General features: G+C 70.9%; 22 protein-coding genes and 1 rRNA gene. 16 read left to right on the top strand and 7 right to left on the bottom strand.

Annotation, left to right across the window (positions count from 1 at the left end; genetic code table 11):
• Positions 1–103: 103 nt before the first annotated feature.
• The 9 genes from UIS43_RS21705 (at position 104) to UIS43_RS21745 (ending at position 8,912) form a co-directional block, all read left to right on the top strand.
• Positions 104–499 carry an ectoine synthase gene (locus tag UIS43_RS21705; RefSeq protein WP_013156201.1) on the top strand — a complete coding sequence of 132 codons (396 nt, stop codon included), beginning with the start codon at positions 104–106 and terminating at the stop codon, positions 497–499.
• Between the two features lie 490 nt (positions 500–989).
• Positions 990–1,841: an ectoine/hydroxyectoine ABC transporter substrate-binding protein EhuB gene (gene ehuB, locus UIS43_RS21710; protein ID WP_041553421.1), complete on the top strand. Its 852-nt coding sequence runs from the start codon at positions 990–992 to the stop codon at positions 1,839–1,841.
• A 7-nt stretch (positions 1,842–1,848) separates the two neighbouring features.
• Positions 1,849–2,577, top strand: coding sequence for an ectoine/hydroxyectoine ABC transporter permease subunit EhuC (gene ehuC, locus UIS43_RS21715; RefSeq protein WP_013156203.1), 729 nt, complete (start codon positions 1,849–1,851; stop codon positions 2,575–2,577).
• Positions 2,577–3,215 (top strand): ectoine/hydroxyectoine ABC transporter permease subunit EhuD, encoded by a 639-nt coding sequence (ehuD, locus tag UIS43_RS21720; protein ID WP_013156204.1) that lies wholly within the window; start codon positions 2,577–2,579, stop codon positions 3,213–3,215. The genes ehuC and ehuD overlap by 1 nt, the downstream gene beginning before the upstream one ends.
• Positions 3,202–4,038 (top strand): ectoine/hydroxyectoine ABC transporter ATP-binding protein EhuA, encoded by an 837-nt coding sequence (ehuA, locus tag UIS43_RS21725; protein ID WP_071621261.1) that lies wholly within the window; start codon positions 3,202–3,204, stop codon positions 4,036–4,038. Before ehuD ends, ehuA begins: the two co-directional genes overlap by 14 nt.
• A gap of 165 nt (positions 4,039–4,203) precedes the next feature.
• Positions 4,204–5,136: a CPBP family intramembrane glutamic endopeptidase gene (locus UIS43_RS21730; RefSeq protein WP_198048826.1), complete on the top strand. Its 933-nt coding sequence runs from the start codon at positions 4,204–4,206 to the stop codon at positions 5,134–5,136.
• Positions 5,137–5,301: 165 nt separating this feature from the next.
• Positions 5,302–7,413 carry an RNA degradosome polyphosphate kinase gene (locus tag UIS43_RS21735; RefSeq protein WP_013156207.1) on the top strand — a complete coding sequence of 704 codons (2,112 nt, stop codon included), beginning with the start codon at positions 5,302–5,304 and terminating at the stop codon, positions 7,411–7,413.
• On the top strand, positions 7,410–8,411 hold the full coding sequence (locus UIS43_RS21740) for an NUDIX hydrolase (protein WP_013156208.1): 1,002 nt from the start codon (positions 7,410–7,412) through the stop codon (positions 8,409–8,411). Before UIS43_RS21735 ends, UIS43_RS21740 begins: the two co-directional genes overlap by 4 nt.
• Positions 8,412–8,468: 57 nt before the next feature.
• Positions 8,469–8,912 (top strand): SRPBCC family protein, encoded by a 444-nt coding sequence (locus tag UIS43_RS21745; RefSeq protein ID WP_013156209.1) that lies wholly within the window; start codon positions 8,469–8,471, stop codon positions 8,910–8,912.
• A gap of 156 nt (positions 8,913–9,068) precedes the next feature.
• On the opposite strand, the gene UIS43_RS21750 is transcribed toward UIS43_RS21745, so the two are convergent.
• On the bottom strand, positions 9,069–9,602 hold the full coding sequence (locus UIS43_RS21750; RefSeq protein WP_370011493.1) for a hypothetical protein: 534 nt from the start codon (positions 9,600–9,602) through the stop codon (positions 9,069–9,071).
• A 267-nt stretch (positions 9,603–9,869) separates the two neighbouring features.
• Here UIS43_RS21750 and UIS43_RS21755 point away from each other — a divergent pair, with 267 nt between their 5' ends.
• Entirely contained in the window at positions 9,870–10,565 is a 696-nt protein-coding gene (locus UIS43_RS21755; protein ID WP_013156211.1) for a M50 family metallopeptidase, read from the top strand.
• A 163-nt stretch (positions 10,566–10,728) separates the two neighbouring features.
• On the opposite strand, the gene UIS43_RS21760 is transcribed toward UIS43_RS21755, so the two are convergent.
• The 3 genes from UIS43_RS21760 to UIS43_RS21770 all read right to left on the bottom strand — a co-directional run bounded on the left by UIS43_RS21760 (position 10,729) and on the right by UIS43_RS21770 (position 15,278).
• A complete protein-coding gene (locus tag UIS43_RS21760) occupies positions 10,729–11,079 on the bottom strand; it encodes an STAS domain-containing protein (RefSeq protein WP_017567895.1) in 351 nt (116 codons plus the stop codon).
• Positions 11,080–11,665: 586 nt separating this feature from the next.
• On the bottom strand, positions 11,666–14,017 hold the full coding sequence (locus UIS43_RS21765; RefSeq protein ID WP_013156213.1) for a hypothetical protein: 2,352 nt from the start codon (positions 14,015–14,017) through the stop codon (positions 11,666–11,668).
• Between the two features lie 166 nt (positions 14,018–14,183).
• Positions 14,184–15,278 carry a CaiB/BaiF CoA transferase family protein gene (locus UIS43_RS21770; RefSeq protein WP_370011495.1) on the bottom strand — a complete coding sequence of 365 codons (1,095 nt, stop codon included), beginning with the start codon at positions 15,276–15,278 and terminating at the stop codon, positions 14,184–14,186.
• A 229-nt stretch (positions 15,279–15,507) separates the two neighbouring features.
• Between UIS43_RS21770 and UIS43_RS21775 the strand changes: the two genes are divergently transcribed.
• The gene (locus UIS43_RS21775) at positions 15,508–16,062 is read left to right on the top strand and encodes a G5 domain-containing protein (RefSeq protein ID WP_269473035.1); all 555 of its coding nucleotides are present in this window, start codon (positions 15,508–15,510) and stop codon (positions 16,060–16,062) included.
• Positions 16,053–16,934, top strand: a complete 882-nt coding sequence (gene rsmA / locus UIS43_RS21780; RefSeq protein WP_013156216.1) for a 16S rRNA (adenine(1518)-N(6)/adenine(1519)-N(6))-dimethyltransferase RsmA — start codon at positions 16,053–16,055, stop codon at positions 16,932–16,934. Before UIS43_RS21775 ends, rsmA begins: the two co-directional genes overlap by 10 nt.
• Before the next feature lie 239 nt (positions 16,935–17,173).
• On the opposite strand, the gene UIS43_RS21785 is transcribed toward rsmA, so the two are convergent.
• Positions 17,174–17,398, bottom strand: coding sequence for a hypothetical protein (locus UIS43_RS21785; protein WP_013156217.1), 225 nt, complete (start codon positions 17,396–17,398; stop codon positions 17,174–17,176).
• The gene (locus UIS43_RS21790; protein WP_370011498.1) at positions 17,385–18,809 is read right to left on the bottom strand and encodes a PspC domain-containing protein; all 1,425 of its coding nucleotides are present in this window, start codon (positions 18,807–18,809) and stop codon (positions 17,385–17,387) included. Before UIS43_RS21790 ends, UIS43_RS21785 begins: the two co-directional genes overlap by 14 nt.
• 219 nt (positions 18,810–19,028) lie before the next feature.
• On the opposite strand from UIS43_RS21790, the gene UIS43_RS21795 reads away from it, so the two are divergent.
• Together UIS43_RS21795 and UIS43_RS21800 are read left to right on the top strand one after the other, a co-directional pair.
• Entirely contained in the window at positions 19,029–20,231 is a 1,203-nt protein-coding gene (locus UIS43_RS21795; RefSeq protein WP_013156219.1) for an ATP-binding protein, read from the top strand.
• A 158-nt stretch (positions 20,232–20,389) separates the two neighbouring features.
• Positions 20,390–21,061 carry a response regulator transcription factor gene (locus tag UIS43_RS21800; RefSeq protein ID WP_013156220.1) on the top strand — a complete coding sequence of 224 codons (672 nt, stop codon included), beginning with the start codon at positions 20,390–20,392 and terminating at the stop codon, positions 21,059–21,061.
• A gap of 184 nt (positions 21,062–21,245) precedes the next feature.
• Here the strand turns inward: UIS43_RS21800 and UIS43_RS21805 are convergent, their stop codons facing one another.
• On the bottom strand, positions 21,246–22,175 hold the full coding sequence (locus tag UIS43_RS21805) for a nucleoside hydrolase (protein ID WP_013156221.1): 930 nt from the start codon (positions 22,173–22,175) through the stop codon (positions 21,246–21,248).
• A 167-nt stretch (positions 22,176–22,342) separates the two neighbouring features.
• On the opposite strand from UIS43_RS21805, the gene pcrA reads away from it, so the two are divergent.
• Positions 22,343–24,688 (top strand): DNA helicase PcrA, encoded by a 2,346-nt coding sequence (pcrA, locus tag UIS43_RS21810; RefSeq protein WP_370011500.1) that lies wholly within the window; start codon positions 22,343–22,345, stop codon positions 24,686–24,688.
• Positions 24,689–25,215: 527 nt separating this feature from the next.
• Positions 25,216–26,748: ribosomal RNA gene (locus UIS43_RS21815) — 16S ribosomal RNA — on the top strand.
• The last annotated feature ends 106 nt before the right edge of the window (positions 26,749–26,854 follow it).

A 26,854-nucleotide genomic window follows, 5' to 3' on the forward strand; every position in this document is an offset into this window, starting at 1 on the left:
CACACGGTGCGGGGCCGGGCGGCGACCCTCGGGACGTCGTCCGGCCCCTCCCCGTGTGCCGTACCACCACAGGAGCGCCGAGAGCGCGTAGAGGGGGAGCACAGTGATCGTTCGCAGCATGGACGAGGTCAACGACACCGACGCCGACATCAAGACGGAGAACTGGCGCAGCCGCCGGATCGTCCTGGCCAAGGACAAGGTCGGCTTCTCCTTCCACGAGACCGTCCTGTACGCGGGCACCGAGTCGACCTTCTGGTACGCCAACCACGTCGAGCTCGTGCACTGCATCGAGGGCGAGGCCGAGCTGACCAACGAGGAGACCGGGGAGAAGCACATCATCACCCCGGGCACCCTCTACCTGCTCGACGGCCACGAGAGGCACACCGTCCGCCCCAAGACGGACTTCCGCGTGCTGTGCGTGTTCAACCCGCCCGTCACCGGTCGTGAGGTGCACGACGAGAACGGCGTCTACCCCCTCGTCGTCGAGGAAGACGCCTGAGGCCTGATCCCAGGACTGTCGGACCACGCGGGCGGGGCCGGTCGGCCCCGCCCGTTCGCGTTCGCGGAAGGCGGCGTCCGGGCGTCCTCGGAGTGTCGCGCGGGTGGCGCCCCAGGGTGACGGAGAATCGGACCCAAAGTTACGAGCACCAGGTGACCCGCCCTGAGCAGGCCAAAGGCCGGGTCACCCCGAGACTGCACGTGAATAACCAGTGCATAACGGACTAATCGGGTCCTGTTACTGCCGGTCCTGCCCGGGGAGGGAGTCCCCCGTACTTGTGCCGCCGCGCCCTGTCCCCGGGCGGCGGCCGCAGCCGCGGCCCGGCGCCGCGGGCCGCCCGCGCCAGTACCTATCCGAATGCGCGGCGCTGTCGTCCAGCCAGGCGAGGGCGCCGCTCCCGCGAGTCTTTCGAGGAGCAGTCGTGAAGAAGCCGGTACCCGCAGTACGCAGAGGAACCTGGGGCCGCCGTGACGCGCTCCGCCTGGGAGGAGTGGGGCTGGCCACCCTCGGACTGGCCGCCTGCACCCGCGTCGACGGCGGAGGAGGAGAGGGGGAGGAGGGCGCCTCGACCCTGGACCGGCTGCGCGAACAGGGCTTCGTGGCCGTCGGCCTCGCCAACGAGATCCCCTTCGGCTTCGTCGACGACTCCGGCAACCCGGCCGGGCAGTCCCCCGCCGTGGCGAAGGCGGTCTTCGAGGAGCTGGGCGTCCCCGAGATCCAGGCCTCCTCGGTGAACTGGGACGGGCTGATCCCCGGCCTGAACGCGAACCGCTTCGACGTCATCGCCGCGGGCATGTTCATCACCCCCGAGCGCTGCGGACAGGTCGCCTTCAGCGAGCCCACCGCGACCTCCCCCGAGGCCTTCATGGTCGCGGAGGGCAACCCGGAGAACATTCAGCACTTCACGGACTTCGTGGACAACCCCGACCTCATGCTCGCGGTCCTCAACGGTTCGGTCGAGCAGACCTACGCCGAGTACTTCGAGGTCCCCGAGAACCAGATGGAGCTCATCCCCAACCAGACCGCGGGCTACGAGCTGCTGGAGGCCGGGCGCGTGGACGCGATGTCCATGCTCAGCGTGTCCCACACCTACCTCCTCCAGGACCGGGGCGGCCCCTTCGAGGTCACCGAACCCTTCTTCCCCGAGATCGACGGCCGGGAGGAGAAGGGCTGGGGCGGGCTGTGCCTGCGCCAGCAGGACACCCAGCTCCTGGAGGAGGTCAACCGGGTGATCGCCGAGTTCAAGGAGAGCGGACGCCTCCTGGAACTGGGCGAGGAGTGGGGCTTCACCGAGGCCGACCTGCCCGACGACACGACCACCGCCGAACTCTGCGAGGGATGAACCCGCAGTGGACTTCCTGATCCAGCGGCTACCGCTCTACGCCGAGGGCGCGTGGGTCACCATCCAGCTCACCCTCGGAGGCATCGCGCTGGCCTTCGTCCTCGCCATGGTCTTCGGGATCATGGGGACGATCCGCCACTGGCTCCCCCGGGCCGTCGCCACGGTCTACGTGGAGGTGTTCCGGGGCATCGCCGCCCTGGTGCTGATGTTCTGGATGGCGTTCGCCCTGCCCCAGCTGACCGGTTACCAGCTGGCCGACAACTTCGCCGCGATCCTCGCCGTGGGGCTCAACCTGGGCGCCTACGGGGCCGAGGTCGTGCGCTCCTCCATCAACGCCGTGCCCAGGCCGCAGGTCGAGGCCACCGTCGCGCTGAACCTCTCCTGGTTCCAGCGGACGCGCCTGGTCGTGCTGCCCCAGGCCTGGGCCCAGATGCTGCCCACGTTCGGCAACCTCAACATCGAGCTGATGAAGGCCACCGCGGTGTCCTACCTCATCGGTGTGGCCGACCTGACGGCCGTGGCGCAGAACATGCGCCAGGCCACGGGTGAGACGGTGATCGCCTTCATCGGCGCCTTCGTCCTCTACTACCTGATCGCGCAGGTGCTCATCCTCGGCATGCGACTGCTCGAACGCCGCGCCAACCGCAAGCTGGGCCGCGCCGCGCCGGGCGGCGGAGGCCTGGCGTCCCTCCTGCGGCCCCCGGCCGTCGACGCGAAGGCGGGGGTGGCCAAGTGATGTTCTGGGACTTCGAGTGGACCTTCGAGGTCATGCCGGACCTGCTGGGCGGCCTGTGGGTGACCGTCCAGATCACCGTGCTCGGTTACCTGATCGCGCTGGTCCTGGGCCTGGCGATCGCCATCGCTCGCCGGACGCCGTTCTTCGGTCCCGTCCTGCACGCGGTCATGGAGTTCATCCGGACGACCCCGCTGATCATCCAGCTGGTGTTCGTCTTCCTCCTGACCCCGGCCGACATCTCCGCGATGACCGTGGGCGTCGTCGTGATCGGCGTGCACTACGCGGCCTACACCGCCGAGGTCTACCGCTCGGGCATCGAGGGCGTGGCCAAGGGGCAGTGGGAGGCGGCCCGGGCGCTGAGCCTGCCCGCCAGCCGCACCTGGGGCGCGATCGTGCTGCCGCAGGCGATCCGCAGGACCATCCCGGCGCTGGGCAACTACCTCATCGCCATGTTCAAGGACACGCCGCTGCTGCTGGCGATCAGCGTGCCCGAGCTGCTCACCGAGGCCCAGCAGGTCGGCAGCGCGGACTTCCGCATCGTGGAGGCCTACACCCTGGTCGGGATCCTGTTCCTGCTCGTGAGCATCCCGTCCGCCATCCTCATCCGACGACTGGAGCGACGCTATGCCGCCGTCTGACACCCCCGTGAACGAAGAACCCCAGGGTGTCGGCAGCGGCCCCCGGGACCAGTCCCTGATCGTCTTCGACGACGTGGTGAAGCGCTTCGGCGACCTCACGGTGCTCGACCACCTGAACTTCTCCGTCGCCCCCGGCGAGCGGGTCACGCTCATCGGCCCCAGCGGTTCGGGCAAGACCACCATCCTGCGCCTGCTGATGACCCTGGAGAAGGTCACCGAGGGCGTCATCTGGGTGGGCGGCGAGCCCTTCAGCCACATGCGCAAGGGGCAGGGCCTGACCCGGGCGAACGAGTCCTACCTGCGCGCGCGCCGCAAGCGCGTCGGCATGGTGTTCCAGCAGTTCAACCTGTTCCCGAACATGACCGTCCGGCAGAACATCACCGAGGCGCCCGTGCACGTGCTGGGCACCCCCAAGGGCGAGGCCAACGCCAAGGCCGAGGAACTGCTGGAGCTGGTCGGGCTCGGCGACAAGATCGACGCCCACCCGACCCAGCTCTCGGGCGGCCAGCAGCAGCGCGTGGCGATCGCCCGCGCGCTGGCCATGCAGCCGGAGATCCTGCTCCTGGACGAGGTCACCTCGGCCCTGGACCCGGAGCTGGTGGCCGGGGTCCTGGACGTGCTGCGCGAGGTCGCCGAGACCACGGACATCACGATGCTGTGCGTGACGCACGAGATGGGCTTCGCGCGCGACGTGTCGCACCGGGTGCTCATGTTCGACCAGGGCCAGATCGCCGAGGAGGGCACGCCGGAGCAGATCTTCGGCGACCCCAAGGAGGAGCGCACCAAGTCCTTCCTCCGCTCGGTGCTCGACAACGGTTTCTGAAGGGGCTCCCGCACCCGCGTACAGCCGGGGCCGCTCCTTGGGGGGCGGCCCCTCGGCGTGACGGGACATGTCGAGGCGAGTGGCGACATACCGTAGTCATTAAGTAGCTTTTAGTTTCCCCTTGGGCAGAATGAGAGTTCTGAGACAGGGGGGACTCTTGTGACCATGGTGCGAAGATGGGGGCTCGTCTGGGGGGTGCTGGCCGCCCTGGTGTTCGTCGCGGTGCCGATGCTCGCCCACCCCGTACTGCGCTCCGACATCCTCGACGACTCCCTGGTCCTCTTCCTGATCTCCTGGTCCCCGATGCTGATCGGCGGCATCCTGGCCTGGGCCATGGTCAGGGGCTTCGGCGCCCGCGACCAGCTGGACCGCCGCGTCGTCCAGGCGATGGACGGCCACCCCATCGGCCGGGAACTGGGCTGGCTGGGACTGTTCCTCGCCGGCTTCGTGGTGTCCATGGCACTGCTGTCGATGGTCTTCGCCACCTACGAGGCCGTGTTCGGGGCCGACCTGGCCATGTCCGAGGCCCTGGTCTCGCGCCTGCTGTTCCTGTTCACCCTGCCGTTGCTGGTCATGGACCGCTCCGGCATCACCCTGGACGGCAAGGGCACCGCCATGCCCGCGGTCGCGCTGAAGGTGTCCGAGCCCTGGCGCTGGCTCGGGATGGTCCCGATCGCCATCGCGCTGGTCCTGATCGGCTACCTGCTCATCCCGCGCCTGGGGCTGCCGGGGCCCTCCCTCCAACTGCTGGGCTACGTGCTCGCGTTCACCGTCATGGCGGTGTGCGAGGAGATCTTCTTCCGGGGGATGGTGCAGACCCGCCTGGAGATCCTCATGGGCCGCTGGGGCGGCATCGTCACCACCTCGGTGGTCTTCGCCCTCACCTACGCCCTCATCCAGCCCTACGACGCGGTGTCCCAGCTGCCGGAGGCCGACCTGGTGTACAACACCGGCCTGGCCCTGCTCACCTACGCCACGGCCAGCCTCCTCTACGGCTACCTGTGGACGTGCTTCCGCAACACGTGGATCCAGGTGGTGATGCGCGTCGGCATGTTCCTGATGCTCATGCCCCCCGATCTCCAGACCGGCGTCATGTGACCGGATCCGACCACCGGACGAACGGTAAAACCCGCGGTCGGAAGGGGAAAACAGCGGCAGGAAAGGGCATAGGGCTACAGAGGGACCACACCAGTCGCGTCGCGGTCATTTTCCCCTCACGGGGTTGTCACCTCGCGGTCATGGAAAAGGGGGAGTCTGCCCACTGTGAGCACGGAAACAGCGCCAACACCCGATGGGCCCGCCGCCGGTACGCCCGAGCTTCCCGCCGACAGGTTCATGGACAGGGAGGAGGGGTGGCTGCGCTTCAACCAGCGCGTGCTCGAACTCGCCGAGGACGAGGACATCCCCCTCCTGGAACGCGCGCGGTTCCTGGCGATCTTCTCCAGCAACCTGGACGAGTTCTTCATGGTGCGCGTGGCCGGGCTCAAACGCCGCCTGGCCACCGGCCTGTCCGTCGCCTCCTCCAGCGGACACCACCCCCGCGCGCTGCTCGGGCGCATCTCCCGGTTCACCCGCGAACTCATGCTCCGCCAGGCCGCCTGCTTCCATGACAGCGTCGCGCCCGCCCTGCGCGAGGTCGGCATCCGCGTCGTGCGCTGGAACGAGCTGGAGACCGTCGAGCGCGAGAACCTGCGCGGCTACTTCCAGCGCTCGGTCTACCCGCTGCTGACACCCTTCGCGGTCGACTCCGCGCACCCCTTCCCCTACATCTCCGGCCGCTCGCTCAACCTCGCGGTCGCCGTCCGCGACCCCCACGACGGGCGCCGCATGTTCGCCCGGGTCAAGATCCCCAGCTCCCTGCCCCGCTTCATCGAGCTGGGCGACCGCGAGGGCGGCCGGTTCGTCCCCGTCGAGGACATCGTCGCCGCCCACCTGCCCCAGCTCTTCGAGGGCATGCAGATCCTGGAGCACAACGCCTTCCGGGTCACGCGCAACGCCGACCTGGAGGTCGACGAGGACGAGACCGACGACCTCGTCACCTCCCTGGAGAACGAGCTGCTGCGCCGCCGCTTCGGCCCGCTCGTGCGCCTGGAGGTCGAACACGACATCAGCGACGAGGCCCTGGCCATACTCACCGAGGAGCTGGGCGCCGAGGAGGAGGAGATCTACCGGGTCCCCGGTCCGCTCAACCTCGCCGGACTGTCCCAGATCGCCGACACCGACCGGCCCGAGCTGCGCTACCCGCCCATGGTCCCCGTCGAACCGCGCGCCCTGACCTCCGGCGACCTCTTCGCCGCCGTCCGCGAGAACGAGGTCCTCGTCCACCACCCCTACGAGTCCTTCGCCACCACCACCGAGCGCTTCCTGGCCCTGGCCGCCACCGACCCCGAGGTCATGGCGATCAAGCAGACCCTGTACCGCACCAGCGGCGACTCGCCCATCGTTGAGTCCCTCATCGAGGCCGCCCGCGAGGGCAAGGAGGTCGTGGTCCTGGTCGAGATCAAGGCCCGCTTCGACGAGCAGAACAACATCCAGTGGGCCCGCAAGCTCGAACAGGCGGGCTGCCACGTCGTCTACGGCGTCGTCGGCCTCAAGACCCACTGCAAGCTGTCGATGGTCGTGCGCCGCGACGACGACGGGCTGCTGCGCCGCTACTGCCACGTGGGCACCGGCAACTACAACCCGAGCACCGCCCGCATGTACGAGGACCTCGGCCTGTTCAGCGCCGACCCCGAGGTGGGCGAGGACGTCAGCGACCTGTTCAACAGCCTCACCGGCTTCTCCCGCAAGAAGCACTACCAGCGCCTGCTCGTGGCGCCCGGCGCCCTGCGCGAGAGCCTGCTCGAACAGATCGCCGTCGAGATCGACAACAGCCTCAGGGGCGAGCCCGCCCGCATCCGGATCAAGGTCAACTCCCTGGTCGACCTGGAGATCATCGACGCCCTGTACCGGGCCTCCCAGGCCGGGGTGAGCGTCGACCTGTGGGTGCGCGGCAGCTGCGTCCTGCGCGCCGGGGTGCCCGGACTGTCCGACAACATCCGGGTGCGCAGCATCCTGGGCCGCTTCCTGGAGCACTCCCGCATCTTCGTCTTCGCCAACGGCTGGCGGCCCCAGGTGTGGATCGGCAGCGCCGACCTGATGCCCCGCAACCTCGACCGCCGGGTCGAGGCCCTGGTACGCGTGGCCGACACCGAGCAGTGCCGCAGGCTGGTGCGCCTCATGGACCTGGCGATGGACGACGGCACCTCGTCCTGGCGGCTCGAACCCGACGGGACGTGGACCCGGTTCACCCGCGACGACGACGGGCGACCGCTCACCGACCTCCAGGACAGCCTGCGCGGCGACCGCCACCTGCGCGTGGTGGAGGGCGGGTGAGCACCGTACAGAACGGGGGAGACGTGGAGGGATCGGTCGAGGGAGCCCACGGGGCCGGGCCCCTGCGCGAGACGGCGGTCGGCGGCTACCTCGAACCGATCCGCGCGGCGGGCGCCCTGCTGTGGCGCGAGGGCCCGGGCGGCACCGAGATCGTCCTGGTCCGCAGGCCCGACCGGGCCGACTGGTCCCTGCCCAAGGGCAAGCTCAAGAGCCGCGAGCACCCCGTGACCGGCGCGGTCCGCGAGGTGGTCGAGGAGACCGGCCTGATCCCCGTGCTGGGCCGCAGGCTCCCCCCGCAGCGCTACCTCAAGGACGGCTGGCCCAAGCAGGTGGAGTGGTGGGCGGCCACCACCGCCGACCCGGCCGCGGGGATCGACTACCCGCCCAACGAGGAGGTGGACCTGGTCGAGTGGGTGCCGGTGGAGGAGGCCCGCGACCGCCTCACCTACGACCACGACGTGCGGGTGGTCGACAACTTCCTGGCCGGGCCCGCGACCACCTTCCCCGTCATCCTGCTGCGGCACCTGTCGGCGGGGGACAAGGGCGCCTGGACCGACGACGACCTCCTGCGGCCCCTGGACGGGACCGGGCGCGCCGACGCCCTGGCCCTGCCCCGGGTGCTGGGCGCCTACGGGCGGCCCCGCGTGGTGACGTCGGCGGCGGCGCGGTGCACCGAGTCGCTGCTGCCCTACACGGTGGAGTACGACGTGCCCACGCGCACCGAGCGGGCGTTCACGATCCGCTCGTCCTCCAACGGCTCCCCGTACGGCGTGGAGGAGGCCCGCGAGGCGTTCGCGCGCGTCCTGGCCGAGGGGAGGCCGACCGTCGTGTGCACGCACGGAGAACTCGTCCCGCAGCTCATGGCCGAGGCGCTCACACGGCTGGGCGCGCCCTTCTCCCAGCAGCTGGGGCTGCGCAAGGGCTCCTTCTGGGTGGTGCACGTCACCGCGGAGGGCGGAGGGCTCGCGGCGGTGGAGCGGCACGCCGTCCGGGCCTGAACCCCGATCCGGCGGGGTGGCCGGGGCCGGTCCGCGCGGCGCTGCCATGATGCGGTCATGGCCAAACACAGGGTTGCGCGGAGCGTCGTGGTCGACGCTCCCGCCAAGCGGATCTTCGACATCATCGCGGCGCCGGAACGGCACGCCGAGTTCGACGGCTCCGACACCGTCCTCTCCAGCCTCTTCGGGCCGGAGCGGCTGGAGAGGGGCAGCGAGTTCGGCATGGACATGAGGATGTTCGGCGTCGGCTACCGGATCACCAACCGGGTGGTGGAGTACGAGGAGGACCGCCTCATCGCCTGGCGGCACTTCGGTCCGCACCGCTGGCGCTACGAGCTGGAGGAACTGGCGGAGGGGGGCACCCGCGTCACGGAGACCTTCGACTACTCCAGGGGCCTGCCGGCCTTCTACGTCCTCATGGGGATGCCCGCGAGGAACGCGCGGAGCATCGAGCAGACGCTGGTGCGCCTCAAGGCCGCGGCGGAGTCGCGGGAGGACTGAGCGGCTGTCCGGCCGGACGCCGACACGACAGACGCCGCCCGCGGATCGGGGGCCGCGGGCGGCGCTGCGGTGAGGAGAGCGGGTCCGCCGCGTCGGCGCCGCGCGCCCCCTCCTGCGCGGGCGCGCCGTGCTCAGCCGGACGCGCGGACCCGGCGACTAGCGCCGGTCGCGGTCCTTGTCCTCGTCCTCGTCGTCCTCGTGGTAGCCGTCCTTGTGGTCCTTGCCCTTGTGGTCCTCGTCGCCGTGGTCGCCCTTCTTGCGGTCGTGGCCCTCGCGGTCCTCGTGGTCGCCCTTGCGCCGGTCGTCGCCGTCGCGGCCGTCGCGGCCCTCGCGGTCGCCCTTCCCGCGCTTGTCCTTCTTGCCCTCGTCCTCGTGGTCGCCCTTCTTGCGGTCGTGGCCCTCGCGGTCCTCGTGGTCGCCCTTGCGCCGGTCGTCGCCGTCGCGGCCGTCGCGGCCCTCGCGGTCGCCCTTCCCGCGCTTGTCCTTCTTGCCCTCGTCGTCGTCCTCGCCCTTGTGGTCCCTGCCCTTGTCACCGTGGTCGTGCCCGTTGTCACCGTGATCGTGGTGCCAGCCGTTGTCGTGGTGACCGTGGTAGCCGTTGTGCTCCTCGTCCGCGACGGCGGGGGAAGCAGCGCCGATGACGGCACCGGCGGTCAGGGCCATAAGGGCGAGTCCAGCGATACGCTTCACAATAATCCTTGCTTTGAGTAGCCAGAAAATCACTGACAGTGATGAATGTAAGCTGGCGACCCTCGTTTGGCCAGTTCATCGGCGCAAGGAAGTCACATTGTTCTCGGGGAGCGTTCGCATTCCGCGACAGAACACGGAACTTCCCCACATGCCCTAAAGTTCGGCAAGGGCCCCTGTTCCACGCGTCTCCCGGCAACCGCGGCGCGCACCGGTGGGCCCGTGCACGATCGGGTCGAACCAGAGTCGGGGGCACACGTGGGAACAACCTTGGGCGACGTCTGGCGGGAAGTGCTGTCGGTCCAGCCCGAACCGGAGCGGTGGATCATCGTCACCGCGGCGGTGCTGGCCCTGGCGGCCGTGCTGCTCGGACCGCCCTGGCGGATCGGGCGCAACGTCGTCACCATCGCCCACGAGGGCGGGCACGCCCTGGTCGCCCTGCTCAGCGGCCGCCAGCTCACCGGGATCCGCCTGCACTCGGACACCTCCGGGGTCACCGTGTCCCGGGGCAAACCGACCGGCGTCGGCATGGTCCTGACCGTCTTCGCGGGCTACGTCGCCTCGTCGGTCATCGGCCTGCTCGGCATCCTCATGCTCATGTCGGACCGCGTCACCGCCCTGCTGTGGCTGAGCATCGTGGTGCTCGCCGCCATGCTCCTGATGATCCGCAACGTCTACGGCGTGGTGTCGATCGTGGTGACCGGCGCGGTGGTGTTCGGGATCAGCTGGTTCACCCCGCCGGAGGTGCAGGCGGCCTTCGCCTACCTGTTCATCTGGTTCCTGCTCTTCGCGGGCGTGCGGCCGGTGATCGAACTCCAGGCCCAGCGCAGGCGCAACCCCTCACCGCACTCCGACGCCGACCAGCTGGCCCGTCTCACCGGCGTGCCGGGAACCCTGTGGGTCGTGGTCTTCTTCCTGGTCAACGCGGCCGTGACCGGCCTCGGTGTCTGGCTGCTGCTCTTCTAGGCCGGTCCGCGCGGGCAAGCGGTCCGCCGACCGCAGGCGCGGCGGCCCCGGACACGACGGAGGGGCGCGACCGCTGTGGTCGCGCCCCTCGCGTGCGTGCTGTGGCCGTGTCCGCTGGCGACGTGTGTCCGGGAGGCTGCCCCGGGGGTGAGCGGCACGGGCGCTAGGCGCGCGGCGCCGTGAGCGCCTCCGAAACCGTCGTGAAGACGGGGATGCGCGTGTCGAGCGAGGTCACCCGCAGGGTCTGGAGCACCCGGTGGATGGGTGAGGCGATGGCCAGGACCGCCTTCTGCTCCTTGGCCGCCTTGTGCGCGCGGATCAGGACGCGCAGACCGCTGGAGTCGATGAACCGCAGGTCGGCGCAGTCCAGGACCACACGGCCGAAGGGCTGCGTGGTCAGAGCCTCGGTCACCGCCTCCTGGAAGCGGTGCTCGGTGGCCATGTCGATCTCCCCGTCCAACGCCAGGACCCGTCCGGCGTCGTGCAGGGTGGAGGAGATGTTCAGGTCGGGCATGGCGACTCCGGCGTATTCGGGCCTCGCCTGACGGATCGGCGCGGTGGGCCGCACGCGGCTCCACGAGCGCGTGCCGACCGGGACGTTGGTCGTGTTACCGCGGTGGCCAAGCTGATGGTTCATCAAGTTCCTTGCGTGATGCCCCCGGTGCGGGGGTGAAACGCCCTTCTCGCCTGGGTCTGCTGGACGGGTCCGCGTGAAACGCAGTCACCGGGCAAACGTACGGACCAGGGCCGGAAGTTCCTGCGTGCCCGTGCCCTTGCGATGGAGGCGGCGAGGACGGACGGTGCGCCGGTGGGCGCCGAGCCGCTGCCTCGGGCCACTCCCGCCCTCGGCAACTGTGCAAACCAGCCCGCGGGGGCGGGCATTCCCCGCCGGTGCGGCGGGGGTGGCCGTCGGACGGCGGTGCCTGGCCTCTTCCGAACGGTCGGTCGGACCGGCTCTGCGCCCGGCGAAGCGCCGGGTGTCTCCCATGAGAGGCCGTCCAGCCACGGACTTTACCACAGCGCCGTGGCCGATTCGTGACGTGAGCGACGCAAGGCCGTGCTCGCGTCCTTTGCTCCCCGTGTGCTTTATGAGGTATGCATCACATGCACTGGGCGTTCTCGACGGGTTCGGGGTCCGGTGTCCGGTCCTCGTCCCTCTGCTGGAGGGCCCACACGCACGCCGACAGTGTGAGCGGCACCACCACCGTCAGCGCGATAGCCGGGATCGCCACCCCCGAGTCGTTGACCGCGAAGCCCACCAGCGCGGTCACCAGGGAGCCGGTCAGTCCGGCCCGCAGCGTCGGCGCGTACTCGTAGGCCACCTGGAGCGCGCCGATCCGCCAGTGGGTCGGCCGGTGCAGCATCACGAACAGGAACACCAGCGCGCACGCCGCCAGCAGGGTCAGCTGCCAGTTGCCCAGGGTCCCCAGCATCGCGCTCAGCTTGCGGGCCACCACCGCACCCGCCTCCCCGCTGACCACCTGGGCCGCGAACGCCCCGAGGTGACTGCGGTCCCCCGGCGGGCGCAGGTAGTCCAGCCACGAGATCAGCGAGATCGCCGCCACCGTCACCAGGGCCACCACGGCCAGACGCACCGCCGTCACGCGCACCCCGGCGATCATCATCGTCGTCACCGCCAGGCCGGGGATCAGCGCGATCACCCCGCCGAAGTCGGTACCCAGGCCCGGCCAGCCCACGATCAGCACGGTCGCCGCCCCGACGACCAGGGTCACCGCCACGGCGGAGCGCCGCCAGCCCCGCGAGACCAGTTCGTGGGAGATCCCCGCCACCGTCATCAGCATGCCGGTCGCGAACGTCGCGAACGCGATGTTGCCGACCCCGTAGAACCGGCCCGCCACGATCGGCGAGTACCCCGTGGGCGAGTTCATCTGGAGGTAGGCGCCGAAGCACAGGTCCAGGAAGAGCACCGCGGTGGTCGCGCCCGCGACCACCGTCATCGGGCCCAGGGCGGTGCGCCGCCACGGTCCCGCCATGGCCAGCGCCACCACCAGGGCGTCCGCGGCCAGGACGCACACCAGCAGCGACAACAGCGGAGAGGACGAGGCCCACCACGGGATGAGGTTGGCCAGGTAGCTGGCCACGGGGAAGGCCGCCCCGGCCAGCGCCACCGCCCGCGTCAGCGTCAGCACGCGCGCGCGTTTGCCGCGCTGCCGGTTGGAGTAGCGGTGCAGCGCGTAGGCCGCCGCCGCGTAGACGAGCAGCTGGAAGGCGACCAGGCCGCTGAAGAAGCCCGGGATGGCGGCGCCCACCACCACCGCGGCGGTGTTGAACTCCACCAGCCGCCCGACGGCCTCGTCCGTCGCCGGCGGCCGGTCGGCCAGGTGCCAGGCCCGGCCGCTGGTCGGCTCGGTGGCCCGCATCCCCAGGGCGGTCAGGATGGTCGGCGTGGTGTCGGTGAGCACCACCAGCCCGGCCCGGCGGGTCGAGTCCGAGGCCAGGAAGGCCCCCTCCCCGGTGAACCCGGCCTCCGCGACCTCCCCGGACACGGCCACCGTGAGCTGGGAGGGCCCGGTGTCCATGGAGACGCCGACCACCATCAGCGACGAGCCGGTCGGCAGCACGCGCTCCAGCGTCCGCAGCCGCTCGTCCATGTCGGCCAGCGCCTTGTCGCGCTCCCATTCGGGGACGTCCTCGGGGTCGGGCTCGGGCGGGCCCTCGGCCTCCCCGTCCGCATCCTCGTCCTCGTCGGCGGCCTCGCCCACCGGCTCCTGCGCGGCCTCCCGGGCCTCCTCGTCGGTGATCGGCGGGTCCGGGTAGTCGGGGTAGAGGCGGGTGAGCCCGGCCAGTTCGACCGCCGCGAGGGAGACCCCCTCCAGACGGTCGGTGGTCAGTTCGCGCACGTCGTCGACGTAGTGGTCCACCCGTCCGGAGGCGTCGGCCACGCCCAGGGCGGCGCCGGGGCCCACGGCGAGCGTGGTCCCGCCCTCCTCGCGCACGGTCTGCCCGAGCAGGCCCACGGGGGCCTGGAAGGCGGTCCGCGCGTTCTGGCTGACGTAGGCGTCGAAACCCGGGACGACCGCGCCCGAGCCGGTGCGCTCGGGCTCCGGGGCGGCCTCGCACACCGTGAAGCGCTCCCGGATGGACAGGGCGCGCTGTCCGGCCGACACCGACAGCCAGCCGTCGGTCGGGCAGGTGCGCGAGGTGGCCGTGCGGATCGACACGTTGCCGATCGAACCCTCCTCGGCCATCCCCCACAGGGTCGGCGTGGTCTCGGGGTTCACGTCCTGCCACAGCAGCCCCGGCACCCCCACGAGCACCACGGGCCCCTCACGCTGCCCGGCCGACCCCTCGGGCCCGGACAGGGCGTCGGTCTCGGCGGGAGCCGAGGCGGACGCGGCGGGCGCTGCGCACAGCAGTACCGCCGCGGACAGCAGCAGGGCACCCAGACGCGTTCCCCAGTGCGCCCCCGATGTGACGAGCCGTCGTGGCATGGCGGACCCCCCGTCGCGCGCTCAGCCGGAACTGGTCGCTCACCCTAGCCATTCTTCGCGCCGCGTAGGGGGATTCACGCGGCCCGGCGCGTGGGGCGGCACGGGCGACGGCGTGCGCGAGAGGGGTTTCGGCCGGGAACCGGGCCGCGCGCGGACGGGGTTTCGGTCAGGGGGTGAGGCCCCACTCCCGGAGGGTCCGCGCGGTGTCGGGCTGCTCGGCGCCCCGGGTGACCCCGCCCGGGGTGCGGTCGAAGCGCGGGGCCGGGCCCGACAGGATCCGGTCGCCGTCGCGCACGAGTGAGCCGCGGGCGCGCACGTGCGGGTGGTCGGGGGCCTCCTCCAGGGACAGGACGGGCATCACGCAGGCGTCGGCGCCCTCGAACACCTCGCCCCACGCGTCGCGGGTACGGGTGCGCAGGACCTCGGCGAACCGCTCCCGCAGCCGGGGCCAGCCCGACCGGTCCCACTGGTCGGGCAGGTCCTCCCCGGCCAGGCCGGTGCCCTCCAGGAACGCGGCGTAGAACTGGGGCTCGATGCAGCCGACCGACACGTACCGGCCGTCGGCGCACTCGTAGACGTCGTACCAGGGGGCGCCGGTGTCCAGGTAGTTGGTGCCGCGCTCGTCGCTCCAGGAACCGCGCGCGCGGTCCTCGTGCAGCATCGACATCAGCAGCGCGCTGCCGTCCACCATCGCGGCGTCCACGACCTGGCCGCGACCGGAGGACTGGCGCTCGACCAGCGCGCCGAGGACGCCGGTGACCGCGAACATGGTGCCCCCGGCGAAGTCGCCCAGGAGGTTGACCGGGGGGACCGGCGGGCCCCCCGCGCGCCCGATGGCGTGCAGGGCGCCGTTCACGGAGATGTAGTTCATGTCGTGCCCGGCGGCGCGGGCGAGCGGCCCGTCCTGGCCCCAGCCGGTGACCCGCGCGTAGACCAGGCGCGGGTTGGCCTCCAGGCAGACCTCGGGGCCCAGGTCCAGGCGCTCCATGACCCCGGGGCGGAAGCCCTCCAGGAGCACGTCGGCGCGGGAGGCCAGGTCGCGGGCGAGCGCGAGGCCCTCCTCGGACTTGAGGTCGGCGGGCAGGACGGTGCGCCCCTCGCTCAGGTGGGGTCCGCCCGCTCCGGAGTTCATCGCGTCGGCGGCCGCGGGGCGGTCGAGGCGGATGACGCTGGCGCCCAGGTCGGCGAGGAGCATCCCGGCCATCGGAGCCGGGCCGATCCCGGTGAACTCGACGACGCGGATTCCGTTCAGGGGTCCCATGGGGAGGTCTCCAAGGCGGTAGAGGGGAGCGCGCGCGACCAGAACGGCGCTCGGTTCATTGTGCAGGCTCCGGTCCCGCCGTGCCACGGCGGCACCCCCGGGGCTGCTCGGGGGGAGAGGGGATCGGAGGGAGGAAAAAGGCGGGCGAAAAGGGAATCCTGTTTCGAAGACCCGCGATCCACTCCCCTTTTCGGTCAGTTACAAAAGCGCTCGCGCAAGCGGTGTTAATGTGTCGATACTCGCTGGCGGAAGAGCCCTTCACGGCTCCGGAAAAAAATTCCGTCACCCCGTCTCCGGTGACAGCGCACCGGAGCGCGCCCGTGCCGGACAGGGCACGGGAAAACCGCACCGACCTTTCCGAAAAGGACGGAAAAGCCATATCCAGCACCCCGGGGACCGTCACCTCGGGGAAGGACGCCCGCCGCCCTCGCCGGGATCCTCACCGCCACCGCCGGAGGACGAGCGCCGCGTCGTGGTCGAGCCCGCGGACGGACTCGGGGAGGACACCACCGCCACCGTCCTGCGCGACGGGAGGGAGGCCGGGCACACACTCCGGGAGGAGGTCGTGACCGAGCCGGTCGAGGGGCTCGTGCGGGTCGGCACCGGAGCCGACGGGGACGACGCGCCCCCGTCGGGAGCGGCGGGCCTGGACTGGCAGGCCCCGGCCCGGTGCGAGTCCGGCGGCGACCCCGGCGCGGGACGGCGACCGGAGGACCGGACGGACCACCGCCCGGAACCGCCGCAAACGGGACGACGCGCGGGAGCTGGCAAGATGTGGGGGTGACACAGACACCCGCACCCGACGACCGCTCCCGCCTGCTCACCCCCGCCGACGTGCGCACACTCGCGGAGCGGTTCGGTATCCGGCCCACCAAGACCCTGGGCCAGAACTTCGTCATCGACCACGGCACCGTCCGCCGCATCGTGCGGGTCGCGGGGGTCACCGAGGAGGACGCCGTCGTCGAGGTCGGCCCGGGCCTGGGTTCGCTCACCCTGGCGCTCCTCCCGCACGTGCGCCACGTGACCGCCGTGGAGATCGACCCGGCGCTGGCCGAGGCACTGCCGGGCACCGTCGCCGACCACGCGCCCGACCTCGCCGACCGGCTCACCGTCGTCCACGGCGACGCCATGCGCGTGACCGGGCTGCCCGGCCCCGAACCCACGGCGCTGGTGGCCAACCTGCCCTACAACGTGTCCGTGCCGGTCCTGCTGCACCTGCTGGAGCTGCTGCCCAGCCTGCGGCGGGTGCTGGTCATGGTGCAGGCCGAGGTCGCCGACCGCGTCACCGCCTCCCCGGGCGGCCGCGTCTACGGGGTGCCCTCGGCCAAGGTCGCCTGGTACGCCGGGGCCCGCCGCGCGGGAGCGGTCGGCCGCAACGTGTTCTGGCCCGCCCCCAACGTCGACTCCGGGCTGGTCGAACTCATCCGCCGCCCGCCGCCCGCCACCACGGCGAGCCGCGAGGAGGTCTTCCAAGTGATCGACGCCGCCTTCGCGCAGCGCCGCAAGACCCTGCGCGCCGCCCTGGCCGGATGGGCCGGTTCGCCGCCCGCCGCCGAGACCGCCCTGCGCGCGGCGGGCGTGGACCCCTCCGCCCGGGGCGAGTCGCTGGACGTGACCGCGTTCGCGGCCATCGCCGAGCAGCGCCCGCGGCCCTGAGACACGGCGGACCGGGCCCGACCCGGGCGGCCGGGGACTGGCCGGGAGCATCCGACCCGCCCGCCTGCGGTGGGTTCCCCGGACGTCCGAACAGGGGCCGCGCCCGCCGCCCGCCTCCGGAGGACAAGCCGCGGGGCGCCTCCCCGTCCCGGTCGGCGCCCCGCGTTTCCCGCGTCCCCAGCGGGTCCCTGTGTTTTCCGTTGTGGCTCTCGCGGCCCCGCCTCACGGGGGCGTGTCCGTCACTCCAAGGTGTCGGAGCGGCTCTTCCCGGCAGGCCGCTCGCGCCGGTGCCGGGCGAGCGCTCGGGCCGCCCCGGCCGCGCCCAGGCCCGCCAACAGCACCGGCAGCACCCACAGGACGTTGAACTCCCAGTCGCCCGTGCCGCGCATGACGAACCCGACCGCCAGGCCGAGGAACAGCAGACCCGCGACCAGCGAGCCCCAGTCAGTCCTACGCTCCGCCACGCTTCACCTCCACGACCCCGACCAGTGAGTCGGTGCGCACGTTGATCCGCGGGGCCCCGGCCCCGTCGCCGCCCCGCGCCTGCCCGTCCCGGGCCCCGGCGTCCGCCGAGGCCCCGTGGACCTCCTCGTGGTCCAGGGAGACCCCGAACATGTCGTCCCGCCCGTCCTCGGCGAAGTCCACGCCCCCCAGACCGATCTTCGAGTGCACCGCGACCTCCGCGTCCTCGGGCAGGACCAGCTCCACGCGGCCGGCCCCCATCCACAGCGACACGTCGACGGCCTCGCCGGGCTCCAGGTCCTCCAGCCCGGTCAGGTCCAGGGTCCCCGAGCCCACGGTGAGCCGGTGGTCGCCGGACTCGGCCGCGGCCACCGTGGTCGGCCGCCACGTCTCGTCGCCGATCCGCACCCGGGTCAGGTCGGTCACCGACGCCAGCACCAGCAGCAGAACGGCCGCCGCGCCCATCGGCAGCAGCCCCCGCGGGTTGCCCGCCCAGACGCCGACCAGCGCGTACACGCCGACCACCGCCAGGGCCCCGGCCAGGAAGAACACCCCGGTCTCCGGCCCGAACAGCAGGTCGGCCGTCCGCCCGCTCCACAGCGAGGACGACCAGCCGAACTCCAGCACCGACACCACGACCGCCCCGGCCACGACCGTCCACAGGGCCATGGAGGCCAGCGGCAGGCACCTGCCCCCGGGGGCGCGGCCCCCGTCCTCCGCCCCCCGCGCGCCGGGCTCGCCCGACCCGCCGGAACGCCCCTCCTCCTCGTCCTCGTCCCCTCCGGCGTCCCGCGCGGCGCTGCGCTCCGACACCACCGCCAGGTCCACCGGCCCGTGCGGCGCGGACGCCCACGGCTGGGCCGGGTTGTAGTAGGTCGCGGTCGGCTCCGGGGACGGCGTCGCGGGCGGCGGATCCGTGGCCCGCAGGTCCTCGCGCAGCTCGGTGAACGCCGTCCGAAGGTCCACGCCCCGGTTGCGCGCGGCCAGGAGACCCAACACCAGGGGCACCGCCAGCACCAGCGTCGACCACCCCAACCCGCCGACCAGGCTGAACGTCGTCGCGACCGCCAACCCCACCGCGAGCAGCTTGGGCACCGTCCGCGGCGGGATGCTGCGGTTGAGCATCTGCTCGAACGTCGCCGGAACACCCTGGGCGTCGCGCATGAGCATCCACGCGGCGATGTAGAGCAGCAGGCCCGTCGCCCCGGCGAACGAGGTCAGCACGAAGGCCGCACGCCACACCACCGGATCCACCCCGGTGTACCGGCCAAGGCCCGCGCACACACCGGCCAGGACCCGCTCCTCGTCCCCCTTGCGCAGCTCACGCGGGGAGGCCCCGGCGCCCGCCTCCGCCGTACCGGAAGCGGACGCGGCCGGGGCGCCCTCCGGTACCGGGTCGTCAGTCATGGTCACTCACCGCGCTCTCCTCACCCACCCATGGTCACCCGTCGCCGCCCACCAGCACATCCGGGACGACCCTGAACCCACCCTGACGGGGGCCTGGCCAGGACCAGGGGCGCGCCCCCGATGCCCGGTCCGCACCGGAGGGGGCATCCTGGACAGCACAGGACCCACGAACGCGGCGGGCGCGTACATCCTCCCCGCCGCACGGACGAAAGCGGTGATCGGGCGGTGGCAGCAACGGCCGCGGACACCCCGCGGCTCACCCGCGCGGTCAGGGGCAGGCTCCTCGGCGGCGTCGCCGCCGGGCTCGCACGCCACCTGGGCCTGGACCCGGTGGTGGTCCGCCTCGCCTTCATGGCGCTGTCCGTGGGCGGCATCGGCATCGCCGTCTACGCCGCCCTGTACTTCTTCGTGCCCAGCGACTCCTCGGAGGAGGAGGCCGCCGAGCCCGAGAGCCGACGCAAGGGCCGCGACCTCTCCCAGCTCATCGCCTACGTCGGACTCGCCGCCGGACTCGGCCTGCTCTTCCTGCTCTTCGGCGGCGTCTTCGACCCGCTGCTGTGGTTCGTGGTCTTCGGCACCCTCGGCGGCATCATCCTCTGGCAGCAGGCCAACCCGTCCCAGCGCGACCAGTGGATGACCAGCACCGTCAGCCGCTCCTCACCCAAGGGCATCATGCGCGCGGGCGCGGGCGTGCTGCTCGTCGTCGTCGGCGCCATCGGCTTCCTCGTCTTCCAGGAACAGCTCCAGAACGCCCGCGCCGGCCTGACCTTCGCCTTCACCGTGCTCGCGGGCATCGCGCTCATCGTGGCCCCCTGGATCATCGGGCTGATCCGCGAACGCGACCAGGAGCGCCGCGAGCGCATCCGCAACGCCGAGCGCGCCGAACTCGCCGCCCACATCCACGACTCCGTCCTGCACACCCTGACCCTCATCCAGCGCCGGGCCGAGGACCCCCGCGAGGTGCAGCGCCTCGCCCGCGTCCAGGAGCGCGCCCTGCGCAGCTGGCTCTACCAGCGGCCCGCCGACGCCGACACCACCGTCTCGCCCGCGCTCGAACGCGTCGCCGCCGAGGTCGAGGAGGAGCACGGGGTCCCCATCGAAGTGGTGTGCGTGGGCGACTGCCCCATGGACGACGCGCTGGCCGCCATGCTCCGCGCCGCCCGCGAGGCCATGGTCAACGCCTCCAAGTACGCCGGGACGGACAGCATCTCGGTGTTCGGCGAGGTCGACCAGGAGGAGGTGCTGGTGTTCGTCCGCGACCGCGGCGCCGGATTCGACATGGACGCCGTCCCCGAGGACCGCATGGGCGTGCGCGGCTCCATCCTGGGCCGGATGGACCGCCACGGCGGCTCCGCGCGCATCCGCACCGGCCCCGGCGAGGGCACCGAGGTGCAGCTGCGCATGCCGCGCGTCCCCGACCTGTTGTGACCCCCGGACCGGGAGCCCGGCGCGGGTGGTCCCGATCGCCGGCCCCGCCGCCGGAGGGACCGCCGAGACGACCGCCGCCGGGATCGGAGGGCGGCCGGAAGCGGACAGCCCCCGACGCCGGTGTCCCCGTCCGCCCCGACGTGGGTAGAGTCCACGGTGTGGCAGACGAGAACACGACCTTCAGTAGCGGAGACGCGGTCCCCCGCGTCGTGATCGTGGACGACCACCGGCTGTTCCGCAGCGGTGTGCGCGGTGAGCTCGGCGACGCCGTGAACGTGGTCGGCGAGGCCGGCGACGTCGACAGCGCCGTCCACGTCATCGGGGAGAAGCAGCCCGACCTCGTCCTGCTGGACGTCCACCTGCCCGGGGGCGGCGGCGTGGAGGTGCTGCGCCGCGTGCTGGCCCAGCACCCCCAGATCCGCTTCCTGGCCCTGTCGGTCTCCGACGCCGCCGAGGACGTCATCGGCGTGGTGCGCGGCGGCGCCCGCGGCTACGTCACCAAGACCATCTCCGGCAGGGAGTTGGCCGACGCCATCGTGCGCGTGGCCGACGGCGACGCGGTCTTCTCCCCGCGCCTGGCCGGGTTCGTGCTGGACGCCTTCTCCGCGACCGACGCCCCGCCGGTGGACCCCGAGCTGGACCGGCTCACCCAGCGCGAGCGCGAGGTCCTGCGCCACATCGCGCGCGGCTACGCCTACAAGGAGGTGGCCAAGGAGCTGTTCATCTCCGTCAAGACCGTGGAGACGCACGTGTCGTCGGTGCTGCGCAAGCTCCAGCTGTCCAACCGCCACGAGCTGAGCCGCTGGGCCACCGCCCGCAGGCTGGTCTGAGCCCGGCGCGGGACGCCGCGTCCCCCCCGGGCGCGGCCCGTCCGGGGCGGGTAGCCGGGGACCGGCGGGCGCGGACCGCGGGGCACGGCGAAGCAGGGGCCCCGGGGACCCCCCTTATCCATGGGACCACCGTCCGGGGGCGCGCCGCCACCCCCTCCCGCGACCTGTGGACAACCCCGGCCGCTCAGCGCAGCGAGTCGAGCATCCGCCCCAGGAACTCGGCCTCGGCCACGCCCGTGACCACCCGCGCGGGGCGGCGCTCGTCGTCCCGCGGGCGCGGGCGCAGGTCCGCCACGGTCATCCCCCGCGTCAGCGTTCCCGTCAGCTCCACCTGCACCGGGGCCTCGAAGGACTCCGTCACCAGGTGCGGGTCCACCAGCACCGCCGCGGCCAGCGGGTCGTGCATCGCGCACTGGCGGACCCCGAAGATCCCCGAGTAGAAGTCGGCGTAGAAGTCCAGGAACGCCGACGTGCGCTCGGCGCGCTCGCCCGCGACCGTCGCCAGCTCCGCCAGCCACTCGGTGGTGGCCACCGTCTTCATGGTGATGTCCAGCGCCACCAGGTCCAGGTCGAACCCGGCCGCGAACACCGCCTCCGCCGCCTCGGGGTCGTTGCTGATGTTGGCCTCGGCGTGTGAGGACACGTTGCCCGCCACGCGCACCGCACCGCCCATCACCACCAGGCGCCGCACCAGCCTCGGCAGCTCCGGCTCCAGGGCCAGCGCGATCGCCAGGTTCGTCAGCGGCCCCACGGCCAGCACGTCGATCCCGCCCGGGTTCTCCCGGACCAGGCGCACCAGCAGCCCGGCCGCCGTCTCCGACACCGGCCGACCCGCGGGCTCGGGCAGCTCCACGTCCCCCAGCCCGTTGCCTCCGTGCACGTGCGCGGCCAGCTTCGGCGGCTGCACCAGCGGACGCGCGGCGCCCACCGCCACCGGGACGTCCGGGCGGCCGTACAGCTCCAGCAGCCGCAGCGCGTTGTCGGCCGTGACGTCCACGCTGTTGTTGCCGAAGACCGCCCCGACGCCGACGATCTCCACCTCGGGCCGAGCGGCCAGGTAGGCGAGCGCGACGGCGTCGTCGATCCCCGGGTCGCAGTCGACGAACACACGCATGCTCAAGGAAACTCCCTCTCAGAACACGAGGGCCCCCGACCGGAGGCCCCTACCGAAACAGGGTAAGACGCCGGTCAGGGAGCTTTTGCCCGACAAAACGGGCCTGTGGGGGGCTGTCCCTGCGCACGGGGGCGGCAGCGTCACCGGACGGCCGTAACCTGGATGCCGTGTCCTCCCAAGAACAGCTTCTCGAAGGTCTGAACGGTCCCCAGCGCGACGCCGTCACCCACAGCGGCTCCCCGCTCCTGATCGTGGCGGGTGCCGGGTCCGGCAAGACCCGGGTCCTCACCCACCGCATCGCCCACCTCATGGCCGCGCGCGGTGTCCGCCCGGGTGAGATCCTCGCCATCACCTTCACCAACAAGGCCGCCGCCGAGATGCGCGAGCGCATCCAGGCGCTGCTGGGCGTGCGCGCCGCCAACAGCATGTGGACCATGACCTTCCACTCCGCGTGCGTGCGCATCCTGCGCAGGGAGGCAGCCAGGCTCGGCTACCCGAGCAGCTTCACCATCTACGACTCCGCCGACTCCGCGCGCCTGATGCAGCTGGTGTGCAAGGAGATGGACCTGGACCCCAAGCGGTTCCCGCCCAAGTCCTTCTCCGCCCAGGTCTCCAACCTCAAGAACGAGCTGGTCGACTACGACACGTTCGCCGGACAGGCCCAGACCGAGCAGGAGAAGAAGCTCGCCGAGGCCTACCAGCTCTACCAGCGCCGCCTGCACGAGGCGGGCGCGATGGACTTCGACGACCTGATCATGGTCACCGTCAACCTGTTCCAGATGTTCCCGGACGTCGCCGAGTACTACCGGCGCCGCTTCCGGCACGTCATGGTCGACGAGTACCAGGACACCAACCACGCCCAGTACGTGTTCATCCGCGAACTGGTCGGCGTGGCCGAGGGCTCCGACACCAGCGTGGTGCCGCCCGCTGAGCTGTGCGTGGTCGGCGACGCCGACCAGTCCATCTACGCGTTCCGCGGCGCCACCATCCGCAACATCCTGGAGTTCGAGCGCGACTTCCCCGACGCGCGCACCATCCTCCTGGAGCAGAACTACCGCTCCACCCAGACCATCCTGTCCGCGGCCAACGCGGTCATCGACCGCAACGAGGGCCGCCCGGCCAAGAACCTGTGGTCGGAGCAGGGCGACGGACCGGCCATCGTCGGCTACGTCGCCGACAACGAGCACGACGAGGCCGCCTTCGTGGTCGGCGAGATCGACAAGCTCACCGACGACGGAACCCTCACCCCGAGCCAGGTCGCGGTGTTCTACCGGACCAACGCCCAGTCCCGCGTGTTCGAGGACGTGTTCATCCGCACCGGGCTGCCCTACAAGATCGTCGGCGGAGTGCGCTTCTACGAGCGCAAGGAGATCCGCGACGTCCTCGCCTACCTGCGGGTCCTGGCCAATCCCGAGGACACCGTCAGCCTGCGGCGCATCCTCAACGTGCCCAAGCGTGGGATCGGCGCCCGCGCGGAGGAGTCGATCGAGCTGTTCGCCGCCCGCGAGCGCATCTCCTTCTCCCGGGCGCTGCGCCGGGTGGAGGAGATCCCCGGGATGGCCGCCCGCTCGGTCAAGGCGGTGCTCAACTTCACCGCCCTGCTGGAGGAGCTGGAGCAGACCGTGCCCGAGGGCACGCCCGCGGAGATCGTCGAGGCGGTGCTGAGCAAGACCGGGTACCTGTCCGAACTGGCCGAGTCCAAGGACCTCCAGGACGAGAGCCGGGTGGAGAACCTGGAGGAGTTCGTCGACGTCGCCCGCGAGTTCGAGCACACCTTCGCCGCCCTCCTGGAGGAGGAGCCCACGGAGGACGGGGAGGAGGCCGCCGGGGCCGTCGATCCGGGGGCGCCGACCCTGGTCGACTTCCTGGAGCGGATCTCCCTGGTCGCCGACACCGACCAGATCCCCGACGAGGACGACGAGGGCGGCGTGGTCACGCTGATGACCCTGCACGCGGCCAAGGGGCTGGAGTTCCCCGCGGTCTTCCTCACCGGGATGGAGGACGGGGTGTTCCCGCACACCCGCACGCTCGGCGACAAGACGCAGCTGGAGGAGGAGCGCCGTCTGGCCTACGTGGGCCTGACCCGCGCGCAGCGCCTGCTGTACGTCAGCCGCGCCGCCGTGCGCAGCGCCTGGGGGACCCCCTCCTACAACCCCGCCTCCCGCTTCCTGGACGAGATCCCCTCGTCCCTGGTCGACTGGCACCGCGCCGAGTCCACCCTGGCCGCCCCGCCCAGCCGCAGCATCGGCGGCCGGGGCTCCGGGGGCTTCGGCGGCGGGGGCGGTTTCAGCGGCACCTTCGGCGGCGGCTCACGGTCGCGCGGGGGAGCGAAGGCGGCCAAGGAGGCGCCCGCGCTCAGTGTGGGGGACCTGGTCAACCACGACTCCTTCGGCATGGGCCGGGTGCAGCTGGTGGAGGGGACCGGGGACAGGACCAAGGCCCGCATCGACTTCGGCGCGGACATCGGCGAGAAGGACTTCCTGGTCAAGTACGCGCCGATCGAGAAGCTCTGAGGCCGGGATCCGGCGAACGTGTCCCGAGCACTCCGGGCCGGGGGTAGAGTTGGGGAAGACCGAGCGAGACGGACGCGGTTCCCGCGGCCGGGCCGGTCGACCCCTTCCTCCGAATCACCGTTCCGAGCACTGCTTCGGTGCGGGTAGGCTCGGAGGGCGCTTCCAAGGAAACACGGAAGCGAAACAGGAAACGGGCTTTACCCCGATCAGAAACACCCCGAACCGCCGATTTGGCGGGGCGCGGAACACCTGATAAAGTAAAGACACAACAAAGCGGAAACGCACAACGCCTTCGGCGGAAAAGCTCACAGCAGCTTGTACACGAAGAGCGGTTGTTTCTTGAGAACTCAACAGCGCGTGTTTGATTTTCTTTAAGCCATGTTTGTTTTGGCCCCGTCACACAGAACCACTCGGTTCGTGTGCGGAGGTTCCTTTGATTAGCCGGGGTGACCCGGTTGGTCAGGATTACTTCTAGGTTTACCCGCCCAGACGGCTCCTTCGGGGGACGCGGGTCGGGTTGAGTGACCTTTATGGAGAGTTTGATCCTGGCTCAGGACGAACGCTGGCGGCGTGCTTAACACATGCAAGTCGAGCGGTAAGGCCCTTCGGGGTACACGAGCGGCGAACGGGTGAGTAACACGTGAGCAACCTGCCCCTGACTCTGGGATAAGCGGTGGAAACGCCGTCTAATACCGGATACGACCCGCCACCTCATGGTGGAGGGTGGAAAGTTTTTCGGTCAGGGATGGGCTCGCGGCCTATCAGCTTGTTGGTGGGGTAACGGCCTACCAAGGCGATTACGGGTAGCCGGCCTGAGAGGGCGACCGGCCACACTGGGACTGAGACACGGCCCAGACTCCTGCGGGAGGCAGCAGTGGGGAATATTGCGCAATGGGCGAAAGCCTGACGCAGCGACGCCGCGTGGGGGATGACGGCCTTCGGGTTGTAAACCTCTTTTACCACCAACGCAGGCTTCCAGTTCTCTGGAGGTTGACGGTAGGTGGGGAATAAGGACCGGCTAACTACGTGCCAGCAGCCGCGGTAATACGTAGGGTCCGAGCGTTGTCCGGAATTATTGGGCGTAAAGAGCTCGTAGGCGGCGTGTCGCGTCTGCTGTGAAAGACCGGGGCTTAACTCCGGTTCTGCAGTGGATACGGGCATGCTAGAGGTAGGTAGGGGAGACTGGAATTCCTGGTGTAGCGGTGAAATGCGCAGATATCAGGAGGAACACCGGTGGCGAAGGCGGGTCTCTGGGCCTTACCTGACGCTGAGGAGCGAAAGCATGGGGAGCGAACAGGATTAGATACCCTGGTAGTCCATGCCGTAAACGTTGGGCGCTAGGTGTGGGGACTTTCCACGGTTTCCGCGCCGTAGCTAACGCATTAAGCGCCCCGCCTGGGGAGTACGGCCGCAAGGCTAAAACTCAAAGGAATTGACGGGGGCCCGCACAAGCGGCGGAGCATGTTGCTTAATTCGACGCAACGCGAAGAACCTTACCAAGGTTTGACATCACCCGTGGACTCGCAGAGATGTGAGGTCATTTAGTTGGCGGGTGACAGGTGGTGCATGGCTGTCGTCAGCTCGTGTCGTGAGATGTTGGGTTAAGTCCCGCAACGAGCGCAACCCTTGTTCCATGTTGCCAGCACGTAATGGTGGGGACTCATGGGAGACTGCCGGGGTCAACTCGGAGGAAGGTGGGGATGACGTCAAGTCATCATGCCCCTTATGTCTTGGGCTGCAAACATGCTACAATGGCCGGTACAATGGGCGTGCGATACCGTAAGGTGGAGCGAATCCCTAAAAGCCGGTCTCAGTTCGGATTGGGGTCTGCAACTCGACCCCATGAAGGTGGAGTCGCTAGTAATCGCGGATCAGCAACGCCGCGGTGAATACGTTCCCGGGCCTTGTACACACCGCCCGTCACGTCATGAAAGTCGGCAACACCCGAAACTTGCGGCCTAACCCCTTGTGGGAGGGAGTGAGTGAAGGTGGGGCTGGCGATTGGGACGAAGTCGTAACAAGGTAGCCGTACCGGAAGGTGCGGCTGGATCACCTCCTTTCTAAGGAGTCTTTACAGGTCGGCATTACTTCTACAGCCGGCCGGACTCGAAAGTGGACCCGGCATCCTTCGGGGTGTTTGGGAGTGGCTGAAGATAGATCGAACTT

The sequence above is a fragment of the Nocardiopsis sp. LDBS0036 genome (assembly GCF_041228755.1).
GTDB classification, from domain to species: domain Bacteria; phylum Actinomycetota; class Actinomycetes; order Streptosporangiales; family Streptosporangiaceae; genus Nocardiopsis; species Nocardiopsis dassonvillei.

Bases quoted from the DNA above. Each gene is read 5' to 3' on its own strand.
- UIS43_RS21770 (WP_370011495.1), bottom strand. From the start codon at position 15,278: ATGGGACCCCTGAACGGAATCCGCGTCGTCGAGTTCACCGGGATCGGC.
- UIS43_RS21745 (WP_013156209.1), top strand. From the start codon at position 8,469: ATGGCCAAACACAGGGTTGCGCGGAGCGTCGTGGTCGACGCTCCCGCC.
- UIS43_RS21805 (WP_013156221.1), bottom strand. From the start codon at position 22,175: ATGCGTGTGTTCGTCGACTGCGACCCGGGGATCGACGACGCCGTCGCG.
- UIS43_RS21765 (WP_013156213.1), bottom strand. From the start codon at position 14,017: ATGCCACGACGGCTCGTCACATCGGGGGCGCACTGGGGAACGCGTCTG.
- ehuD (WP_013156204.1), top strand. From the start codon at position 2,577: ATGTTCTGGGACTTCGAGTGGACCTTCGAGGTCATGCCGGACCTGCTG.
- UIS43_RS21730 (WP_198048826.1), top strand. From the start codon at position 4,204: ATGGTGCGAAGATGGGGGCTCGTCTGGGGGGTGCTGGCCGCCCTGGTG.
- ehuA (WP_071621261.1), top strand. From the start codon at position 3,202: ATGCCGCCGTCTGACACCCCCGTGAACGAAGAACCCCAGGGTGTCGGC.
- UIS43_RS21760 (WP_017567895.1), bottom strand. From the start codon at position 11,079: ATGCCCGACCTGAACATCTCCTCCACCCTGCACGACGCCGGACGGGTC.